At 59.5% G+C, this 18,863-nt stretch carries 18 protein-coding genes; 14 read left to right on the top strand and 4 right to left on the bottom strand.

Annotated elements, in window-relative coordinates; translation table 11 throughout:
* The first annotated feature begins 2 nt into the window (after positions 1-2).
* The gene (gene radC, locus KCG45_RS11560; RefSeq protein WP_369410790.1) at positions 3-698 is read left to right on the top strand and encodes a RadC family protein; all 696 of its coding nucleotides are present in this window, start codon (positions 3-5) and stop codon (positions 696-698) included.
* A 1-nt stretch (position 699) separates the two neighbouring features.
* Here the strand turns inward: radC and KCG45_RS11555 are convergent, their stop codons facing one another.
* Complete coding sequence (locus KCG45_RS11555) at positions 700-2,928, bottom strand: FAD-dependent oxidoreductase (RefSeq protein WP_218317360.1); 2,229 nt, start codon at positions 2,926-2,928, stop codon at positions 700-702.
* A gap of 135 nt (positions 2,929-3,063) precedes the next feature.
* Between KCG45_RS11555 and purB the strand changes: the two genes are divergently transcribed.
* From purB to KCG45_RS11510, 9 genes are all read left to right on the top strand, one after another.
* Positions 3,064-4,374 carry an adenylosuccinate lyase gene (gene purB, locus KCG45_RS11550; RefSeq protein ID WP_218317359.1) on the top strand — a complete coding sequence of 437 codons (1,311 nt, stop codon included), beginning with the start codon at positions 3,064-3,066 and terminating at the stop codon, positions 4,372-4,374.
* A 100-nt stretch (positions 4,375-4,474) separates the two neighbouring features.
* Positions 4,475-4,858: a hypothetical protein gene (locus tag KCG45_RS11545; RefSeq protein ID WP_218317358.1), complete on the top strand. Its 384-nt coding sequence runs from the start codon at positions 4,475-4,477 to the stop codon at positions 4,856-4,858.
* Positions 4,855-5,529 carry an orotidine-5'-phosphate decarboxylase gene (gene pyrF / locus KCG45_RS11540; RefSeq protein WP_218317357.1) on the top strand — a complete coding sequence of 225 codons (675 nt, stop codon included), beginning with the start codon at positions 4,855-4,857 and terminating at the stop codon, positions 5,527-5,529. Before KCG45_RS11545 ends, pyrF begins: the two co-directional genes overlap by 4 nt.
* A 9-nt stretch (positions 5,530-5,538) precedes the next feature.
* Complete coding sequence (locus KCG45_RS11535; protein ID WP_218317356.1) at positions 5,539-6,177, top strand: phosphoribosylanthranilate isomerase; 639 nt, start codon at positions 5,539-5,541, stop codon at positions 6,175-6,177.
* Positions 6,178-6,185: 8 nt separating this feature from the next.
* Positions 6,186-7,403: a tryptophan synthase subunit beta gene (gene trpB / locus KCG45_RS11530; RefSeq protein WP_218317355.1), complete on the top strand. Its 1,218-nt coding sequence runs from the start codon at positions 6,186-6,188 to the stop codon at positions 7,401-7,403.
* Entirely contained in the window at positions 7,400-7,927 is a 528-nt protein-coding gene (locus KCG45_RS11525) for a hypothetical protein (RefSeq protein WP_218317354.1), read from the top strand. The genes trpB and KCG45_RS11525 overlap by 4 nt, the downstream gene beginning before the upstream one ends.
* Complete coding sequence (gene trpA, locus KCG45_RS11520) at positions 7,924-8,706, top strand: tryptophan synthase subunit alpha (protein ID WP_218317353.1); 783 nt, start codon at positions 7,924-7,926, stop codon at positions 8,704-8,706. The genes KCG45_RS11525 and trpA overlap by 4 nt, the downstream gene beginning before the upstream one ends.
* Positions 8,707-8,719: 13 nt before the next feature.
* Positions 8,720-9,571 carry an acetyl-CoA carboxylase, carboxyltransferase subunit beta gene (gene accD, locus KCG45_RS11515; RefSeq protein WP_218317352.1) on the top strand — a complete coding sequence of 284 codons (852 nt, stop codon included), beginning with the start codon at positions 8,720-8,722 and terminating at the stop codon, positions 9,569-9,571.
* A 19-nt stretch (positions 9,572-9,590) separates the two neighbouring features.
* The gene (locus tag KCG45_RS11510) at positions 9,591-10,886 is read left to right on the top strand and encodes a bifunctional folylpolyglutamate synthase/dihydrofolate synthase (RefSeq protein WP_218317351.1); all 1,296 of its coding nucleotides are present in this window, start codon (positions 9,591-9,593) and stop codon (positions 10,884-10,886) included.
* On the opposite strand, the gene KCG45_RS11505 is transcribed toward KCG45_RS11510, so the two are convergent.
* Positions 10,887-12,698 (bottom strand): AmpG family muropeptide MFS transporter, encoded by a 1,812-nt coding sequence (locus tag KCG45_RS11505; protein WP_218317350.1) that lies wholly within the window; start codon positions 12,696-12,698, stop codon positions 10,887-10,889. It lies immediately after the preceding gene.
* A 68-nt stretch (positions 12,699-12,766) separates the two neighbouring features.
* On the opposite strand from KCG45_RS11505, the gene KCG45_RS11500 reads away from it, so the two are divergent.
* Genes KCG45_RS11500 through rsmD form a run of 3 tightly spaced genes read left to right on the top strand, consistent with a single transcriptional unit; the run spans position 12,767 to position 15,311 of the window.
* A complete protein-coding gene (locus KCG45_RS11500; RefSeq protein ID WP_218317349.1) occupies positions 12,767-13,951 on the top strand; it encodes an aromatic ring-hydroxylating oxygenase subunit alpha in 1,185 nt (394 codons plus the stop codon).
* A gap of 20 nt (positions 13,952-13,971) precedes the next feature.
* Complete coding sequence (locus KCG45_RS11495) at positions 13,972-14,751, top strand: pseudouridine synthase (RefSeq protein ID WP_218317348.1); 780 nt, start codon at positions 13,972-13,974, stop codon at positions 14,749-14,751.
* Positions 14,748-15,311 (top strand): 16S rRNA (guanine(966)-N(2))-methyltransferase RsmD, encoded by a 564-nt coding sequence (gene rsmD, locus KCG45_RS11490; RefSeq protein ID WP_218317347.1) that lies wholly within the window; start codon positions 14,748-14,750, stop codon positions 15,309-15,311. The genes KCG45_RS11495 and rsmD overlap by 4 nt, the downstream gene beginning before the upstream one ends.
* 35 nt (positions 15,312-15,346) lie before the next feature.
* Here rsmD and KCG45_RS11485 read toward each other — a convergent pair whose 3' ends face one another.
* Both KCG45_RS11485 and KCG45_RS11480 read right to left on the bottom strand, forming a co-directional pair.
* A complete protein-coding gene (locus KCG45_RS11485; RefSeq protein ID WP_218317346.1) occupies positions 15,347-15,766 on the bottom strand; it encodes a hypothetical protein in 420 nt (139 codons plus the stop codon).
* Positions 15,767-16,042: 276 nt separating this feature from the next.
* Positions 16,043-16,348, bottom strand: coding sequence for a hypothetical protein (locus KCG45_RS11480; RefSeq protein WP_218317345.1), 306 nt, complete (start codon positions 16,346-16,348; stop codon positions 16,043-16,045).
* A 172-nt stretch (positions 16,349-16,520) separates the two neighbouring features.
* Here KCG45_RS11480 and KCG45_RS11475 point away from each other — a divergent pair, with 172 nt between their 5' ends.
* Positions 16,521-18,827 (top strand): ATP-dependent helicase, encoded by a 2,307-nt coding sequence (locus tag KCG45_RS11475; protein ID WP_218317344.1) that lies wholly within the window; start codon positions 16,521-16,523, stop codon positions 18,825-18,827.
* Positions 18,828-18,863 lie beyond the last annotated feature (36 nt).

The following is an 18,863-nucleotide window of genomic DNA, read 5'->3' as shown; positions in this document are numbered from 1 at the left end:
AAATCGCGCCGCTTTCCGATTCGGGTAAGCAGGCCGGAATTGGGCACCGCGCGCGTCTGCGCGAACGAATGCTAAAAGGCGGCAACGAAGCGCTCGCCGATTATGAGGTGCTGGAATACCTTTTGTTTGCGGGCATGCGGCAGGGAGATACCAAGCCGGTAGCCAAAGCCCTGCTAAAGCAATTCGGATCGCTCGCCGCCGTGCTCAATGCCGATCCAAAGGCTCTCCAAAGGGTGAAAGGCGTGGGCGGAACCAGCGCGGCCGCGTTGAAAAGCGTGGCCATAGCCGCGCGGCGCATGGCTCGGAGCGAGGTTTTGCAAAAGCCGGTGCTGTCAAGCTGGCAGGCGCTCCTCGATTACCTCGCGATAGATATGGCGCACCTCACCGTAGAGCGCGTTCGTGTGCTTTATCTCGACGCGAAGAACCGTTTGATCGACGACCATCATGTCGGAGACGGGTCGATCGACGAGGCCGCGATCCATCCGCGCGAGGTCATCCGGCGGGCGATGGATGTTGGTGCGAGCGCGCTGATCCTTGTCCACAACCACCCCAGCGGTAATCCGGAGCCCAGCCGGGCAGATATCCAGATCACGCAGAAGATCGCTGAGGCCGGCAGGCTACTCGGCGTGACGGTCCATGATCATGTGATCGTCGGGCGAGAAGGTCATGTAAGCTTACGGACCAAGGGTCTGATTTAGGTCAGACCTGCTTCTCTGTTATCAGACGCACGCCGGAGTGTTGAGCGAAGAAATTCCACATCCAGTTGACGACGACCGTCACACGGTTTCGCATGCCGGTAAGGAAGCCGACATGGACGATGCCCCACAGCCACCACGCAGCGTTGCCCGACAGCTTGAGCGATCCGAAATCCGCGACCGCGGACTTACGGCCAATCGTCGCAAGACTCCCCTGATGCTTGTAAGCGAAGGGTCCCGGGCATTCGACGTCGAGCAGCTCGGCCTCCACCACGCGGGAAACATACGCACCAGCCTGCTTTGCTGCAGGTGCAAGACCCGGAACGGGATTGCCATTCCACGCATTGCTGCCTGCCGTGTCGCCAATCGCGAATATGTCGTCGAGAACACCGTCCCTTCCCTTCACACGCAGATAGCCATTGACCTGGATACGTCCCGATTGGTCGGCTTCGGCGCCGAGCCAAGCGGCGGCAGGAGAAGCTGTGACGCCAGCCGCCCACAGGACCGTTTCTGTATCGATACGTCCATCGTCTCCGATCTGCACATGCTCTTTCGCAATATCGGTGACGCGGCAGTCGGTTCGTATTTCCACTCCGAGTTCTTCGAGCGAGCTCGCCGCTTTGGCCGACAGCTCTTCCGGAAAGGCCGGGAGGATCCGATCACCTGCCTGGACAAGAATCACGCGCGCCGTCGCCGGATCGACAGTCCGGAATTCGCGTGCAACGTTGATCCGTGCAAGCTCGGCAATCGCCCCAGCGAGTTCGACGCCGGTCGGCCCGGCCCCGACAATTACGAAGGTGAGCAAGCGCTCGATCTTTTCGGGGTCGTCGCAGGCTTCTGCTTGTTCAAAGGCATTGAGAATGGAGGCGCGCACTGCCACACCGTCCTCGATAGTTTTTAGTCCGGGAGCGAATGCGCCCCACTCGTCTTTGCCGAAATAGCTATGCGTCGCTCCTGTCGCGAGCACCAGCTTGTCGAATTGCAAGGTCTGGTTTTCGCCGTAAGAAATCGTCTTCGCCTCCGCGTCGACGGCGCTCACTTCGCCTTTTAGCACGCGGACATTGCCATCCGCGCGGAAAAGGCTGCGGATCGGAGTGGCGATATCGGCCGGATTTAGTGTTGCAGTGGCGATCTGATAGAGCAGCGGCTGGAACAAATGGTAATTCCGCTTGTCGATAAGCGTAATGCGCACTGGCAAGCGCTTGAGCCGCTCCACAGCTGCAAGCCCGCCGAAGCCTGCGCCGATGACGACGATGTGCGGCCAGTCGGCCGGAATCTCGGAATAATCCCGGTCGAACAAGATGTTGCGCTCCATCCATGCACCTATGAGCCTATCAAGCGATATGCTCCCTGCTCCTCGCGCTTCGTAGATCGCCAGCAAAAGGAACGGAAACAGCGTCACGTTGGGGTGCGCGCCGGCAATCATAGTGAAACCGATCACGATGACGAGCGCGTAGGATACGAAACTCGCGGCAAACCCTACCAGAACCAGCACGCCGAAAGTCACCGCGAGCCAATCCGGCATTCCGGTAAAGATGCTGGTTGGCAACCAGGTGGCCAGCGCGATCGAAGGTTCGTACAGATCCGCGTACGCGAACAAGCTTGCAGCCAGCCAGATGCGCGTCACCATCATGGCGACAGGAGCGATATTGTCGCGCAACCATTCTCCGACGATGATCGTTGGCCGGGCGAGCGGCATAGCGCTCTGCTTAAGCCCGGACGAAAGCACTCGGTCGAGCGAAAACGCCGCTGGACCGTGCGCCACGTACCAAATCAATATGGCAGCCACCATCAGGTTACTGGTCGTCGGTACGTAGACTGCCTGGCTGATTATGGTCAGCGCGGCCATCGCGAGAGCTGCCGGGCGAGTGAAGAACCCTGCAAGCAACAATATCGGCCCAACGATCTCGATCGTTAGCCCTGTCGCTGCGGCCTCCATCGGGCCCATCCAACTCACGGGATATTCGTTTGCGGCAAGGTAGAGCGCCGTGTCCCAGTCACTCGCTTTGACCAAGCCCGAACGCAAGAACCAGAAAGCAACAAAGAACCGGATGGCCAGGTCGGTGAACGGCCAGAACAACTCCGCTCCGCCGGAATACCACTTCGCCCATCGGCGCAAGGTTACGCGGACGAAGGGCGACAGCCGCTCCTCCTGCAATAACTCGCGCCCCTTGCCCGGATCGCCCGAACCCGGATTGCCGTGCCCAGCCGCCTGTGCCGTGCTTGCCATCATCAATTTCCTCCTACACGCAGGTTCGCGTGCGTCCGGAATTGGTTACAGCCTGTTTGCACACCCTTGCCAAGTCGGCGGTCTGGCAATAGCCGCGCCTTCGAACCCGCTTTCATGTTCTGACCGAGGAATTCCACGATGGTCCCGCGTTATGCCCGTCCCGCCATGTCTGCTCTGTGGGAGCCGGAGGCGAAATTCCGCATCTGGTTCGAGATAGAAGCGCATGCGACGCAAAAGCTCGGCACAATGGGCGTCGTGCCAGAAAGCGCGGGCAAGGCTCTTTGGGATTGGTGGGCGACCGAGCCCAAGATCGATGTCGAGGCTATCGATGCGATCGAAGCGGTGACCAAGCATGACGTGATCGCGTTCCTGACCTGGGTGGCCGAGCAGGTCGGCGATGAGGCGCGCTTCATGCACCAGGGCATGACATCGTCGGACGTGCTCGACACCACTCTATCGGTGCAATTGGCACGGGCAACCGACATTCTGCTTGAAGATCTCGATGCGCTGCTGGCCGCCATCAAATCTCGCGCTGAAGAGCACAAATACACACCCACGATAGGCCGCAGCCACGGAATTCACGCCGAACCCGTCACTTTCGGACTTAAGCTTGCACAAGCCTATGCCGAGTTTTCGCGGTCCCGCGACCGGCTTGTCGCAGCTCGCGCCGAGATCGCGACTTGTGCGGTTTCTGGTGCGGTTGGCACTTTCGCGAATATTGATCCGGAGGTCGAAGCCTATGTGGCGGAACAGCTTGGGCTGACGCCCGAACCCGTCAGCACACAGGTGATCCCGCGTGACCGGCACGCAATGTATTTTGCGACGCTCGCGGTCATCGCCGGGTCGATCGAGCGGCTGGCCGTCGAAATCCGGCACCTCCAACGCACCGAAGTACTCGAGGCGGAGGAATATTTTTCTCCGGGCCAAAAGGGATCATCGGCAATGCCGCATAAGCGCAACCCGATCCTGACCGAGAACCTCACTGGTCAGGCCCGAATGATCCGAGCCTACGCGCTGCCCGCGCTCGAAAACGTCGCTCTCTGGCATGAACGCGACATTTCGCATTCGTCGGTCGAACGCTTCATCGGGCCGGACGCGACAATCACTCTCGATTTCGCACTCGCGCGCCTGACCGGTGTCGTGGAGAAACTCCTCGTTTATCCCGAGAGGATGCAGGCCAATCTCGATGCGATGGGTGGACTGGTCCACTCGCAGCGCGTTCTACTTGCGCTAACGCAAGCGGGCGTAAGTCGCGAGGACGCATATCGGCTTGTCCAGCGCAACGCGATGAAGGTGTGGGAGTCTTCAGGAAAAGTCTCGCTGCTTGAATTGCTCAAAGCCGACGAAGACGTGATCGCTGCGTTATCGGAGGCCGAGCTCGAAGAGAAATTCGACCTCGATTACCACTTCAAACATGTCGACACGATCTTTGACCGGGTATTTGGATAACCCCAGCACAATCGCCTCAACCCTCGCTGCCGGTAGACTCGAGCGGCAAAAGCCTTAGGGTTCGGGGCTTCCGGCAAGGGAACAAGGAGGGGCGCCGCCCATGCAAATTGTCCGCACGATCGTCTGGGTCCTGATCCTGTTTGCGATATTGACGTTTTCGTTCTTCAACTGGGAATCGGTCGAAGTGACACTGTGGGACAATCTCGTCCTCGAAACGCGCATCCCGGCATTAGTCATCATTGCCTTCCTCCTCGGTCTTGCGCCGATGTGGCTCTATCACCGCAGCGTGAAATGGAGCCTCGATCGACGCATCCGCAGCCTCGAAAACTCGGTGAAGTCCAACGCGCTTTCAAAACGCCACGAACCGACCTCGACATCACCAGCAGCCGCATCGGCGACTCCGGCTGTGGAAAAGCCGGGGGATAACCCGGCACTAGCTGGGGATACTCTCGGCCCTGCCGAAGGGGATGACAGCAAACAATGAGCAATCCGGTCTATCTCGCGCTCGACCTGCCTCAGATCGAGCCTGCAAAAGCGTTGCTGGACAAGGTCAAGGCGCATATCGGCGGTGTGAAACTGGGTCTTGAATTCTTCTGCGCGCATGGCGGGCACGGGGTGCATGAAATCGCGCATATGGGCCTGCCGATTTTCCTGGACCTCAAATTCCACGATATCCCTAACACCGTCGCTGCAGCGATGCAGGCGGTACACGTGTACGAACCTTCCATTGTGACCGTTCATGCCAGCGGTGGGAGGGCCATGATGGAAGACGCCAAGGCCGCCGCAGCGGAGGGGTGCAAAGTCGTTGGCGTGACGATGCTGACCAGCCTTGATGAAAATGATCTGGCGCAGGCGGGCGTTGGCGGAACGCCGCATGATCATGTCATGCGCCTCGCTGATCTCGCGCATGACTCAGGTCTCGACGGGATTGTATGCTCGGGTCAGGAAGTCGGCGAAGTCCGCAAACAATGGAAAGACGGTTTCTTTGTCGTCCCCGGCCTGCGCCCCAACAGCAACGGCACCGGAGACCAAAAACGGGTAGTGACGCCTCGGAAAGCCCGCGATGACGGCGCCAGCGTGCTGGTTATCGGACGGCCGATCAGCCGCGCAGACGACCCGGTCGCGGCTGCTCGTGCAATCGAGGCTACGCTCTAGGGCACCCAAATGTCAGTTCAGATCAAGATTTGTGGCATCCGTGAGGCGCACGCGTTGGAAGCTGTCATCGCGGAAAAGGCTGATTTCGGCGGTTTCATTTTTCATCCCCCGAGCCCGCGAAACCTCTCTTTGGAAGAGGCTACAGCCCTCATCACTCAGGCGCAGGGACGCATTCAGCGCGTCGGCTTGATCGTGAATCCGGGCGACGATTTTCTCGATAAGCTATTTGCGACCGCAAAGCTTGATGCCCTCCAATTGCAAGGCAGCGAAAGCCCTCAACGGATCGCCGAGATTCGCGAGCGGTACGGCGTCAAGGTGTGGAAAGCCATTGCGGTCGCCACGAAGGAGGATGTGCGCCGCGCATCCGACTACCTGGGTTCAGCTGATTTCATCCTATTCGACGCAAAGACGCCGCCGGGAGCGTTGCCTGGTGGGTTGGGTCTGCGGTTCGATTGGAATCTGCTTGCCGACGTGAATTTGAGTGTTCCGTGGGGGCTCGCAGGTGGGTTGCACGCTCAGAACGTCGCTGAGGCGATATCCCTGACAAAGGCACCGATGGTCGATGTCTGCTCAGGTACGGAAATTTCGCCCGGCATGAAGGACGTGGACAAGATTGCGGCGTTCTGCAAAGCCGCGCGCTCAGTTTGAGAGCCCAGATGAACAAAACACCCCCGAATTCCTTCCGCACCCAGCCAGATGAACGCGGCCATTTCGGCGAATTCGGCGGACGCTATGTCGCCGAAACGCTGATGCCCCTGATCTTGGATCTTGAGCGGGAATACCGCGCAGCAAAGGCCGATCCTGCGTTTCAGGCCGAGTTTGACGACCTGCTGGAACATTATGTTGGTCGCCCCTCCCCGCTCTATTTCGCGGAGCGACTGACCGAGGCACTCGGCGGGGGGCAAGTGTGGTTCAAGCGCGACGAACTCAACCACACGGGTGCGCACAAGATCAACAATTGTATCGGCCAGATTCTGCTGGCGATCCGCATGGGCAAGACCCGCATCATCGCCGAAACCGGCGCAGGCCAGCACGGCGTCGCCACCGCCACTGTTTGCGCGCGTTTCGGTCTGCCCTGTGTGGTCTATATGGGCGCTGAGGACGTGGAGCGGCAGTCGCCCAATGTTTTCCGCATGAAGCTGCTCGGCGCCGAAGTCGTCCCCGTCACCAGCGGCCGAGGCACGCTTAAGGATGCGATGAACGATGCGCTGCGTGACTGGGTCGCGAATGTCCATGACACGTTTTACATCATCGGCACCGCGGCTGGACCGCATCCCTATCCAGAACTCGTGCGCGACTTCCAAAGTGTGATCGGTACCGAGGCCCGTGCGCAGATGCTCGATCGTATTGGCAGGCTGCCCGACCTGCTGGTTGCTTGCATCGGTGGTGGGTCGAACGCACTCGGCCTGTTCCACCCTTTTCTGGATGATACGGACGTGAAGATGCTGGGAGTGGAAGCTGCCGGACACGGACTGGAGACCGGCGCGCATAATGCAAGCCTGCTTGGCGGGTCGCCCGGAATTCTTCACGGCAACAAGACTTATCTGCTGCAAGACGAGGATGGTCAGATAAACGAAGGCTATTCGATCAGCGCCGGCCTGGACTACCCCGGCATCGGCCCCGAACATGCCTGGCTCAAAGAGAGCGGGCGGGTCGAATACACCGCCGTGACCGACAAGGAAGCACTGGAAGGCTTTCAGCTACTCTGCCGCACTGAGGGTATCATCCCGGCGCTAGAGCCGAGTCACGCACTCCACGCAGTCGCTGAGCGCGCCAAACAGATGACTGAAGATGAGATCATTCTGATGAATCTGTGCGGACGCGGCGACAAGGACATCTTCACCGTGGCCGAAAAGCTGGGAGTGGAGATGTGACCTTCGCGGAAGCCTCTCCCGACATCAAGCGATCAGAAACGGCACTCAGTGTTGGCCTCTTATTCTTTGCCTTTTTCTTGTTTCTGGTCACACGTGATCTTTTCTATGATGCTTCATGGCCCTTTGGGTGGGATGGTCGTCTAGAATATCAATACTGGTCGGAATTCAGCAGCTTCCTGACTGTAGTGATCTTCGCCGTCCCGACCCTGCTCTGGCATGGAATCGAGCTGATCCACGACAACGAAGCGAGAGGGCAACCGGTTGGACTGCTTGGCTCATACCCACTATTTTTGACGACTCTTCTTCTGGGACTTTCGGGCAATGCGATCATTCAGTCTGGCCTGACTGAGTGGCTCAGTTGCTATCCCGCTTATCTCGAAAACTCAGATGGCGACAATTTCGTAGGATATTGCACGCCTACCCTTGGAGCATGGTCAGAGTTCCTGGTTCTGCCCTTTCTGCTAGCATTGTGGCTGATCTCGCTGGCCAAGATCGGCGTGCTTTTCTCTCGAAAGTTCAAATGACCCGCCTCCAAACCGCCTTTTCCAAACCCCACCCCGCCTTCGTCGCCTTCATCACCGCTGGCGATGGGGACACGGCGGCCAATCTCGATGCGCTCGTCGCAGGCGGTGCGGATGTGATCGAGCTGGGTATGCCCTTCACCGATCCGATGGCCGATGGCTCTGCCATCCAGAACGCCAACTTGCGATCGCTCGCTGCCGGAACGACCACCCAGACCGTGCTGATGATCGCGAATGAATTCCGCGCGCGGCATCCGGACATTCCGCTGGTCCTGATGGGCTATGCCAACCCGATGATCCGACGCGGCGCCAAATGGTTTGCCGAGCATGCACGCGGCGCTGGCGTCGATGGCATCATCTGCGTCGACATTCCCCCCGAAGAAGACGGCGAGCTTGGACCTGCCCTTCGCGCCGAGGGTATTGCGCCGATCCGCCTCGCCACTCCAACAACCGACGCAGCGCGGCTTCCCGCCGTGATCGAAGGCAGCGAAGGCTTCCTCTATTACGTCTCGGTCGCCGGTATCACCGGCAAGCAACAGGCTGCAATCGAGTCCATTGAGGCCAATGTCAGCCGTATCAAACAATCGACCGACTTGCCCGTCGCGGTCGGGTTCGGCGTGCGCACGCCTGGGCAAGCGGCCGAAATTGCCAAGGTGGCGGACGGCGTCGTGGTCGGATCAGCATTCGTCGAGCTCGTCGGCGAATTTGGCAAGGACGCCCCGACCAAGTTACAAGAACTGACGGCTTCGATGGTCAGCGCCATGGCCGCTGCGCGTTCATGAAGGATTACAGACGATGAACTGGTTCACACGTGTCCGCAATTCGCTCGGCTTTGGCGAGGAGAAAAAGACCTCCGAAAAGGATCTCTGGATCAAGTGCAAATCCTGCCAAGAAATGCTCTTCGTACAGGAATTCGAGGACAATCTGCACGTCTGTCCGCGCTGCGAACATCATGGGCGATTGAGCGCGGATGATCGGCTCGCGATGCTGTTGGACGATGGTTTCGAAGTGCTGCCGCAGCCACAGGTGACCGAAGACCCTCTGAAATTCAAAGACAGCAAGAAATATACCGACCGGTTGAAAGCCGCCCGCGCCAACAACCCGCACGACGACGCTTTTAGCGTTGGATCTGGCAGCATCGAAGGCAGGCCAGCTGTGGTCGGCGTGCAGGATTTCGGCTTTATGGGAGGATCGATGGGCATGGCCGTCGGTATGGCGTTCTGTGCCGGTGCCGAGCGCGCCCTTACCCGCAAATGCGCATACATCGTCGTTACCGCAGCGGGCGGCGCACGAATGCAGGAAGGTATCCTCAGCCTCATGCAGATGCCGCGCGCCACCGTCATGACACGGCGTCTTAAGGCGGCAGGCCTTCCCTATATCGTCGTGCTGACCGACCCGACGACCGGCGGCGTCACGGCAAGCTACGCGATGCTCGGCGACATACATATCGCCGAACCCGGCGCGCTCATCGGCTTTGCGGGTCAGCGTGTTATCCAGGACACCATACGCGAGCAGCTTCCCGAAGGATTCCAGCGCGCGGAATACCTGCACAAGCACGGCATGGTCGACATGGTCGTCCATCGCAAGGAGCTGAAGGAGGCGCTCGCTGGCGTAATCAGCTACCTTCAGCCGCGGGCAGCCGCCTGACCGAACGCCAGTCCTCCCGATGAGAGACATGGGCAAATCCGATGATCCACGCGTCCAGGCGCAGCTGGATCGGCTCGCCGGGCTGAGTATTCAGCGCGATATGCTCGGGCTCGATGCGATCCGCACATTGCTGTCGCGCCTCGGTGATCCTCATAAGCGGCTTCCGCCGGTTTTTCATGTCGCAGGAACCAACGGCAAAGGCTCGACCTGCGCGTTTCTCAGAGCGATGCTTGAGGCCGAGGGATACTGCGTCCACGTCACCACCTCGCCGCATCTCGTGCGCTACAATGAGCGGTTCCGGATCGCCGGCAAACTCATTGAGGACGCACGGCTTGCGGAACTGCTTGAAGAGGTGTTCGACGCTGCAGAAGGACTTGGCTGCAGCTTCTTCGAAATCACTATTGCCGCTGCCTTCAGCGAGTTTGCGCGCGTGCCAGCCGATGTCTGCGTCGTCGAGGTAGGCCTTGGCGGCAGGTTGGATGCAACCAATGTCTTGGAGCCGGAAGTCCTCGCCGCTTGCGGAATTGCGGCGCTGGGCATCGATCATGAACGCTTCCTGCTCGCGCCCGAGGAAGGTGTGCCGAAAGAGCCGATGGCGCGGATCGCCTTCGAGAAGGCGGGGATAGCGAAAAGGGGCGTGCCGCTGATCGCGTTGGAAAACGGACCGCTCGCAGACAGCGAGATAGAGCGCGTTGCGATGGACGTCCGTGCGCCGTTATCAATGTATCGCCGCCACTGGTATGCCGATTGTAATAGCGGTTATTACGAAGACGATACTGGCGAGCTGAGTTTGCCTGCGCCCGCCTTGGCTGGGCCCCATCAGCGGTTGAACGCGGGTCTAGCTGCCGCGATGCTGCGCGCACAGACAAGGGTGCCGGTCAGTGGAGGCGCGATCGTTGCTGGTGTTGAGAGTGCCCGCTGGCCCGGACGGCTACAGCAGCTTTCGGCAGGTCCACTGACCGCGCTCGTTCCCGACAAGGTCGTTACGCTCGATGGAGGTCACAATCCAAGTGCTGGCGACACCATTGCCAAGAGCATTTCGGGTGAACGCCACCTGATTGTGGGAATGCTCGATAACAAAAACCCCCGTGCGCTCCTTGATCCGCTCGGGGACCGAGTGCGGAGCTTAACCATCGTCCCCATACCGGGCCACGATGCGCATTCAGCACGCGCTTTCGGGCCGGACGCGAAGGCGGCGAGCGATCTGGAGGAGGCGTTGCTCAACTTGCCATCCGACGATTACCCTGTCCTGATTGCAGGCTCGCTCTACCTGGCAGGTGAAGCTCTTCGCCTCAACGGGGAGATCCCGGATTGATCACTCCGCCGGCTGGGCAGAAGGCTCCGGAGTGACCACGCCCGATTTCGCTCCGAAGCGGCTCTCGCGCATCCACTCGGCTAGGCAGAGAATGACAGCGACCAGGCCGATAAACGTGGTCAACACGAACACGTCGAAATAGCCCTGATTCTCGATCATTTCGCCAAGCGCGCCGCGTCCAAGCGTACCGATCAGCAGCGTTAGCGACGATAGCAGCGCATATTGCACAGCGGCGTATTTCTTTGATACGATGGAAGAAAGCCAGGCGATATAGGCGGCACCTGCGATTCCGATCGCGAGATTTTCGAACATGATCGTAAAGGTCAGACGCGGCAGCCCTTCGGATCCGAAGGGCGCAATGAAATTGATGAGCGCGCTGAAACCGACCGCATCGCTTGCCGCCTGCATGTACAATCCGCCAATCGCCAGATCGGCGTACAGCAGGTTGGTGAGCGCTGCGAGCAATGCACCCAGCGTCAGGGTCAGCATACGGCCCATAACCGTCAGCATATACCCGCCCAACGCCAGGCCCGCGATGATCGCGCCGACGCCGAAGAACTTCGATGCGAAAGCCACCTCGTCATTGGTGTAGTTCAATTCGCCAAGATAGAACGGATAGGCGAACGTGCCCCAGATCGCGTCGCAAATGCGGTATGTCAGCACCAATGCAAGGATCAGCACAAGGCTCCAACCAAGGCGCCCGACGAACTCGATCAGCGGCACGAGCAGCGCGCGGTAGAGATGGTCCAGCATGCCGAAACTCATCGCGCTAGTGTCTTCGCCCACAGCAATCACATCGCGTCCGTCTTTCTTACGTTTGTGAAGCCGTGCGGCGATGATGGCTGGGAGGATGATCGTCGCCGCGATGATCAGCGGGCCCATTTTTGCGGTGAATTCGGTCGGATCCGGGCGTCCCTCTGCCCCGAGCGGAAACATGCCGAGCACCCAGTTGAAATCAAGCACCCGTTCGCTTCCAAAGACGGCGAATTCGTAGACCGGCAGCATCGGAACGTAGCCCCCGAGCGCGCGCACCATGAAGATGCCGAGGATCAGCAGCGCCCACGCCCATAGCGCAATCACCTGCCAAAGGAATTTGTTGCGCACATCAGCGCGCACTTCGCCGGGCTTGTAAAATTCCGCGAAATCCTCCGCGCTCGGACCGATCGAACTTGAGGCTTCGCGCTGCGTATCCGGCGCAAAAAGTCCGGCCGCGCCAATGGCTAGGAGGATGACGCCCATCAGCATGTAGGTTTCGGGCCAGCCAATGCGTGCGGCGATGATCAGGCCGAACGCGCCGCCGACAAGCGCAGCGAGCCGGTATCCCATCTGGTAGACGGTCGATAGGATATCGAGCGTTGCCTTTTCATCGGCGACGTCGATGCGCCAGGCATTGATGGCGATATCCTGCGTCGCGCTGGCAAGAGCGCCGATCCCTGCAAGCAAGGAGAACCACCCGAGCTGCGATTTCGGCTCGAGCACGCTCAGAGTGACCAGGATCGTGCCAAGGATCAGTTGCATCGGCACGATCCACTGCTTGCGTTTGCCCAAGCGGCGGAATGCGGGGACATCGACCTTGTCCACCATTGGCGACCATATGAATTGAAAGGCGTAGGCCAGCCCGATCAGCGAGAAGACACCCATCGTCTCCAGATCGACCTCGGCTTCGCTCAGCCAAGCATATAAAGTGCCCAGAAAGAGCGAGAATGGAAGGCCGCTGGCGAAACCGAACAGCGCCATAAACCCGGTCTTGCGCTGACCCATCGCGCGCGCGACTTCCGCCCAGCCCGGTTTTTCTGCTTTCGCCTGAGACATTCACGACCTTTCAGCGCATCGGATTTTCTGCAACACTAGCTGCGGATGAGAGGAATAGGAACGCTGCGATGAACGCGCCCACAACGCCATCAACAGATCAGAGTGCTGATCGTGCCGAAAAGCTGCGTCCCACGGACGGTCAGCTGGCCTTGGCCGAAAACATTCGCACAGGAGCCGTGCGCGAGACCGACCGGATCGATACCGTCCCGGCGAGCCGTTATACAGACCCGGCACATTTCGAAGCAGAGAAAGCCGCGCTGTTCGGACGACTGCCGCAAGTGCTTTGCCCCTCAGCCCTGCTCCCCGAACCCGGAATGGCCGTGCCGCACGATTCCACCGGACGCCCGCTCTTGATCACTCGTGACAAGACGGGAGCAGCGCATGTGTTCCTGAACGTCTGCCAGCACCGCGGCACTCGGCTGGTCGAGGGCAATGACACCCAATGCGCAGCAAAACTGGTTTGCCCTTATCACGCGTGGACCTACAATCTCGATGGCGGTCTTGTCGGTCTGCCCCGGCCCGAAACCTTTCCCGATCTCGACAAGAGCCAGTTCGGTCTGAAGGAATTGCCGAGCTGCGAGGCCGGCGGGCTGATCTGGTTCGCCTCCCGGCAAGACGCGGATTTCAGCGATGCGCAAAAACTCGGTGACGATTTCGGTGCGTTCGGAATGGACCGCAGCCACCTGTTTCGGCGCAAGACCCACACGGTGAAGGGCAATTGGAAGCTGATCATGGATGCTTTCCTCGAAAGCTATCATGTGACCCGGCTGCATGCGAACACGATCGGCCCGTTCTTCAAGGACGGGATTACCAGCGGCGACAGCGTCGGGCCTCACATGCGCTCAGCAGTTGGTCGGCTTGAGGAGGTCGAGAACGTCGACTTTACCGATATGGAAGAATTGCGGAGAGTCGTAACCTTCGCCTATCAATTGCTTCCTGCGACGATAATCGTCCCCTCACCCGACTACATCAACGTGATGGTACTTATGCCTCAGGCGCATAACCTCACATTGGTGGAGGATTTCATGCTGATCCCGGAAGTTCCTGCTTCCGACAAGGCGCGCGATCATTGGGAGCGCAGTTGGACTCTCTTGGATGGCGGCGTTTTCGCCAGCGAAGATTTCCGCGCGGCGGAACTCGGGCAGCAAGGTCTCGAAAGCGGCGCAATAAGCAAAATCACGCTCGGCACATTGGAAGGCGGGATCGCACGGTTCGACCAGACGGTGCAGGATTTCTTGCAGGGATCGCACTGAGCGCCTAGGCGGCGGCCATCATGCCGACCAACCCGAAACAGTCCGACGACCGCCCTGAAGGCGACCGTATCGCCAAATTGCTCGCGCGCTCAGGCGTGGCCAGTCGCCGAGAGATCGAGCGCATGATCGCCGATGGCCGCATCACCTTGCATGGCAAGCCAGTAGAAACGCCGGCGACTTTTCTCACAAGCCTCAAAGGCGTGAGTGTCGATGGCAAGCCGGTTGCCGGGCCGGAGCCGACCCAGCTTTACGCTTTCCACAAACCGACTGGCTTAATCACTGCGGAGCGCGACATGGCAGGTCGCCCAACTATATACGCGGCGCTCGTTAACTCCCTGCCAAAGGGCACACCGCGCCTGATGCCCATCGGACGGCTTGACCTCAACACTGAGGGGCTGTTGCTGCTGACCAACGATGGGGGGCTGAAACGCCAGATGGAACTACCCGCGACAGGTATTCCCCGCACATACCGCGCGCGCGCCTTTGGTGACGTGACGCAGGAACAGCTTGAGGCGTTGATCGAAGGGGTTGAGATCGAAGGGGTGCGCTACGGTTCGATCGACGCGAACCTGGAGCGCGCGTCGGGCCGCAACCACTGGATCGAAATGACGATTACCGAAGGAAAGAACCGCGAAGTGCGGCGTGTCCTCGAATATCTCGACCTCAAGGTCAGTCGGCTCATCCGCACCGCTTATGGACCATTCCAGCTTGGCGACCTTCCCCGCGGCCAGGCAGCCCGCATTCGGAAGGGCGACCTCGACCGGTTTGTAAGCTCGATGAAACGGGGCGCGTTCTCTTGAGAATAATCGCAGGCGAATGGCGCGGGCGGAAGCTTTCAGCACCAAAGGGTGACGCCACCCGTCCGACTGCCGACCGAGCGCGCGAAACGCTCTTCTCGATGTTGGCCAGCAGGATTGGCAGTTTCGAAGATCTGCGCGTCGCCGACCTGTTCGCAGGCTCCGGGGCGCTGGGTCTGGAGGCACTTTCGCGCGGCGCAGCGCAATGCTTGTTCGTCGAGCACGATCGGGCAGCGCTCGATGCTATCCGCGCCAACATCACGGCAATGGATGCTCGTAGCCGCACCAATGTTGAGGCCATGTCGGTAATGCACTTGCGCGCCGCGCGCGAGTCATACGACCTGATCTTGCTCGATCCACCCTACAAGACTAGCGCTGCGGCGGTTGCGCTGGATCGGCTACTTCGGCTCGGATGGATCGGCCCTGCGACATTGGTTGCGACAGAGACAGCTTTCAATGAAACCGTCGAGGTCAAAGGCTTGGCTATCGACGCAGAACGCCGGGTCGGCAAAGGCAAGCTGACCTTGCTTCGCATAACCGACCCGGACGCTGCGCCCGAATGACCTCCCGTCATCGGCAGCCCAGTTTCTCGACCTTGTCAGCCGCCTGAAGGAGGTGGAGGCATTGCATCAGCGCTATCGCCGCTTCCTTGCGCGCTGTTCTTGATTGTTTCCCAAGCCGAGTCACGCTCGGGCCCGGTCATTGCGGTAATTGCGATCTTATCTTCGTCCGTGAGGCGCCAGAACAGCATCTGCTCATCAGGTGCCAGCGACCAGTAATATTCCTGCGTCGCCGCCGGCCAGGAATCGTATCCGAATTTCTGATCGGGTTCCCATCCGTCGTACTGGGCTTGCTGGTCGGGCGTGAGAGTTGGGGCGGAGCCTGTGTCAGGGGCGACCTGGTCGATCGGCGCATCCCCCGGCGGCGGACCCGCTTCCTGTGCGGTAGTGGGGGTAGCCACTATCAGGCCAAATGTCGCCAGTGCCACTCCGGCAAGATAGTAATGTGATCTTCGCATGGGTTTCTCCTAAAGATTTTCCCAAGCGCTAACGAACGCGGTCTGCATTGTGCATGTCCGAACCGGGATCACCCCTCCGCTTCGGTGATCTTCTTGTGAACGGTTCTCCAAGCTTTAGAAAGACTTCCGCGGCGCATGCGCCTTACTGCCCGCACAGCCGGGCGAGACCTGTGGGCAAAATCGGACAGATCGAAAATTGGTCTGACGGCATCTCCTGCATGCACGAAAAAAGGGCGACCGAAGCCGCCCCTTTGTCATTCCCTGTCTTGCGATGGCTTAGTCCATCTTGCTGGCAGGCTTACCCGGCCAGTAATCGAGCGGACGGTTACCCCAATCAAGACCGGCTGCACGCGGATTGATGCAGTCATCCTGGTCACCATTCATGCAGACATCATAGACCTTGTCCGAAATGCGAACCTTGGTGGCTTTGCCATTGTTGTTGCGTTCAACGATCACTGGCGTTTCAGCTTCGGTCGATCCGTCATTCGCGGTCGTGCCGTCATTCTGTGCGAGCGTTGGCGCAGCGGCTCCCAGCGTTGCAAGCGAGGCGGCAGTGATAGCAGTTGCGATAAAATTCTTCATGTTTTTCAGCTTCCTAATTCGTTTGCGTTTGCGAGACCAATGAAGAAAAGCGCGAGTCGGTTCCAAAAAAATGATCTGGACGGACGAACCGTGCATCACCATCGGCCAGTCGAAAACCGGTCAGGCGCGCTTGCCGTAGGTGCCTGCGTTCCCTACTTGTTCGGCCATTCCGATGACAGATTTCGCGCCCTCTCCGTCCGCCGATGACACAGGTATTCCGGCTTACGCCGCACAGCTGAACCAGCCGCAGCAACAGGCCGTGCTCACCACCGAAGGGCCTGTTTTGATGCTTGCCGGAGCAGGGACTGGCAAGACGGCTGCGTTAACCGCGCGCCTTGCTCATATCGTCGCGACACGCCGGGCCTATCCAAGTCAAATCCTGTGCGTGACCTTTACCAACAAGGCCGCGCGCGAAATGCGTGAACGGGTTGCAGGTCACCTCGGGGCGCAATCCGAAGGCATACCGTGGCTCGGGACGTTCCATTCGATCTGCGCGAAAATGCTGCGACGCCACGCCGAGCTGGTAGGTTTGCAGAGCAATTACACCATCATCGACACCGACGATCAGCTCCGCCTTTTGAAACAGCTCATCGCCGACAATGAAATCGATGAAAAGCGCTGGCCCGCACGCCAGCTGGCCGGGCTGATCGACCGCTGGAAAAACCGCGGACTCAATCCCGATGACCTGGATGCAACCGAAAACGAAAGCTACGCCAACGGTCACGGACAGGCAATGTACCGGCTCTATCAGGATCGGTTGAAAGCGCTGAATGCGTGCGATTTCGGCGACCTGCTGCTGCACATGCTGAACATCTTTCGTCGGCACACCGATGTCTTGGAGGAATACCAGAAACGCTTCCGATACATCCTTGTCGACGAATATCAGGATACGAACGCGGTTCAATATCTGTGGTTGAGACTGCTTGCGCAGGCGCGCAAGAATATCTGTGTCGTTGGCGATGATGACCAGTCGATCTATTCGTGGCGCGGGGCAGAGGTTGCCAATATCCTGCGCTTTGAAACGGATTTCCCTGGCGCGCATGTCGTACGGCTCGAACAGAATTATCGCTCCACCCCGCACATTCTGGGTGCGGCATCGGGCCTGATCCGGGCAAACTCGGATAGGCACGAAAAGACACTCTGGACCGAGGTCAATGGCGGCGACAAGGTCAAGGTCATCGGCGTTTGGGACGCGCCCGAAGAAGCGCGGCGTGTCGGCGAGGAAATCGAGCGGCTCGAAGGCGAAGGCGCCCCGCTGGACCAAGTGGCGATCCTCGTGCGCGCGCAGTATCAGACCCGTGAATTCGAAGATCGCTTTATCCAGATTGGCGTGAATTACCGCATTATAGGCGGTTTTCGTTTTTACGAGCGTGCCGAAATCCGCGACGCTCTCGCTTACCTTCGCGTCATCGCCCAGCCGCAGGATGACCTGGCGTTCGAGCGAATCTATAATCAGCCAAAGCGGGGTCTTGGCGCGAAGACGCTGGAAAAGATGCACCAGCACGCTCGCCGCACCGGCCTCCCCCTCGCCGCGGCATCGCTGGAGCTTGCCGATAGCGACGAACTGCCCAAGCGCGCGGCAAACACTATTGGCGACTTGATGCGGCATTTTTTCGCATGGCGTGAAGCTGCAGAGGCGATGACGCCATCGGATTTGCTCCGTCTTGTGCTCGACGAGACTGGTTATAACGACATGCTCGCCAATGATCGCAGCGCCGAAAGTGCAGGCCGGGCGGAGAACCTCTCGGAACTTGCGCGAGCGATGGAGGAATACGAGACGCTTGGCGATTTCCTCGAGCACGTCAGCTTGGTAATGGACAATGATCGGGGCGACGAGGAAGAGACGGTCACGATCATGACGATCCACGCCGCCAAAGGCCTCGAATTCGACCATGTCTTTTGCGTCGGGTGGGAAGAAGGCGTCTTTCCAAGCCAACGCGCGATCGACGAAGGCGGGCTCGCCAGCCTCGAGGAAGAGCGGCGCCTCGCTTATGTTGCGATCACCCGTGCCAGGCGGCAGTGCACGATCCTGCATGCCGCCAACAGGCGGATCTACGGACAATGGATCAGCTCCATCCCCTCGCGCTTTATCGAAGAGTTGCCCGACGAGCATATCGAGCAGGAAACCACAATGACCGGCGGCAAGAGCTTGTGGCAGGCGAATTGGAGCGAGAACGACGATCCCTTTGCCCATGTCGCCCGTGACCGACCCGACCGGGCGCAAGCACGCGGCCCAGGATGGCAACGCGCCATCGCGACGGGCTACGACACGAAACAGCAGCGTCTGCGCGAACCCAATCGTTCAGCCGCCAGCTTCGCCGCCAAACCGCGCAGCGACATCGCGATCGGCGCGATGGTCCACCACGACAAATTCGGCACCGGCTGCGTGACCGATCAGGAAGGCAACAAGCTGGAGATCCAGTTCGAGGATCACGGCACAAAACGGGTGATCGACAGCTTCGTAACGGTCGTGGGCTGAAGCCGCCGCGGCAAACTTGCCGGATACACGTGAATT

Origin of the sequence: Erythrobacter ani (assembly GCF_019204025.1) — a bacterium.
GTDB classification, from domain to species: Bacteria; Pseudomonadota; Alphaproteobacteria; order Sphingomonadales; family Sphingomonadaceae; genus Erythrobacter; species Erythrobacter ani.
Note: the sequence above shows the minus strand (reverse complement) of the source record. Positions and strands in the feature narration are given on the sequence as shown.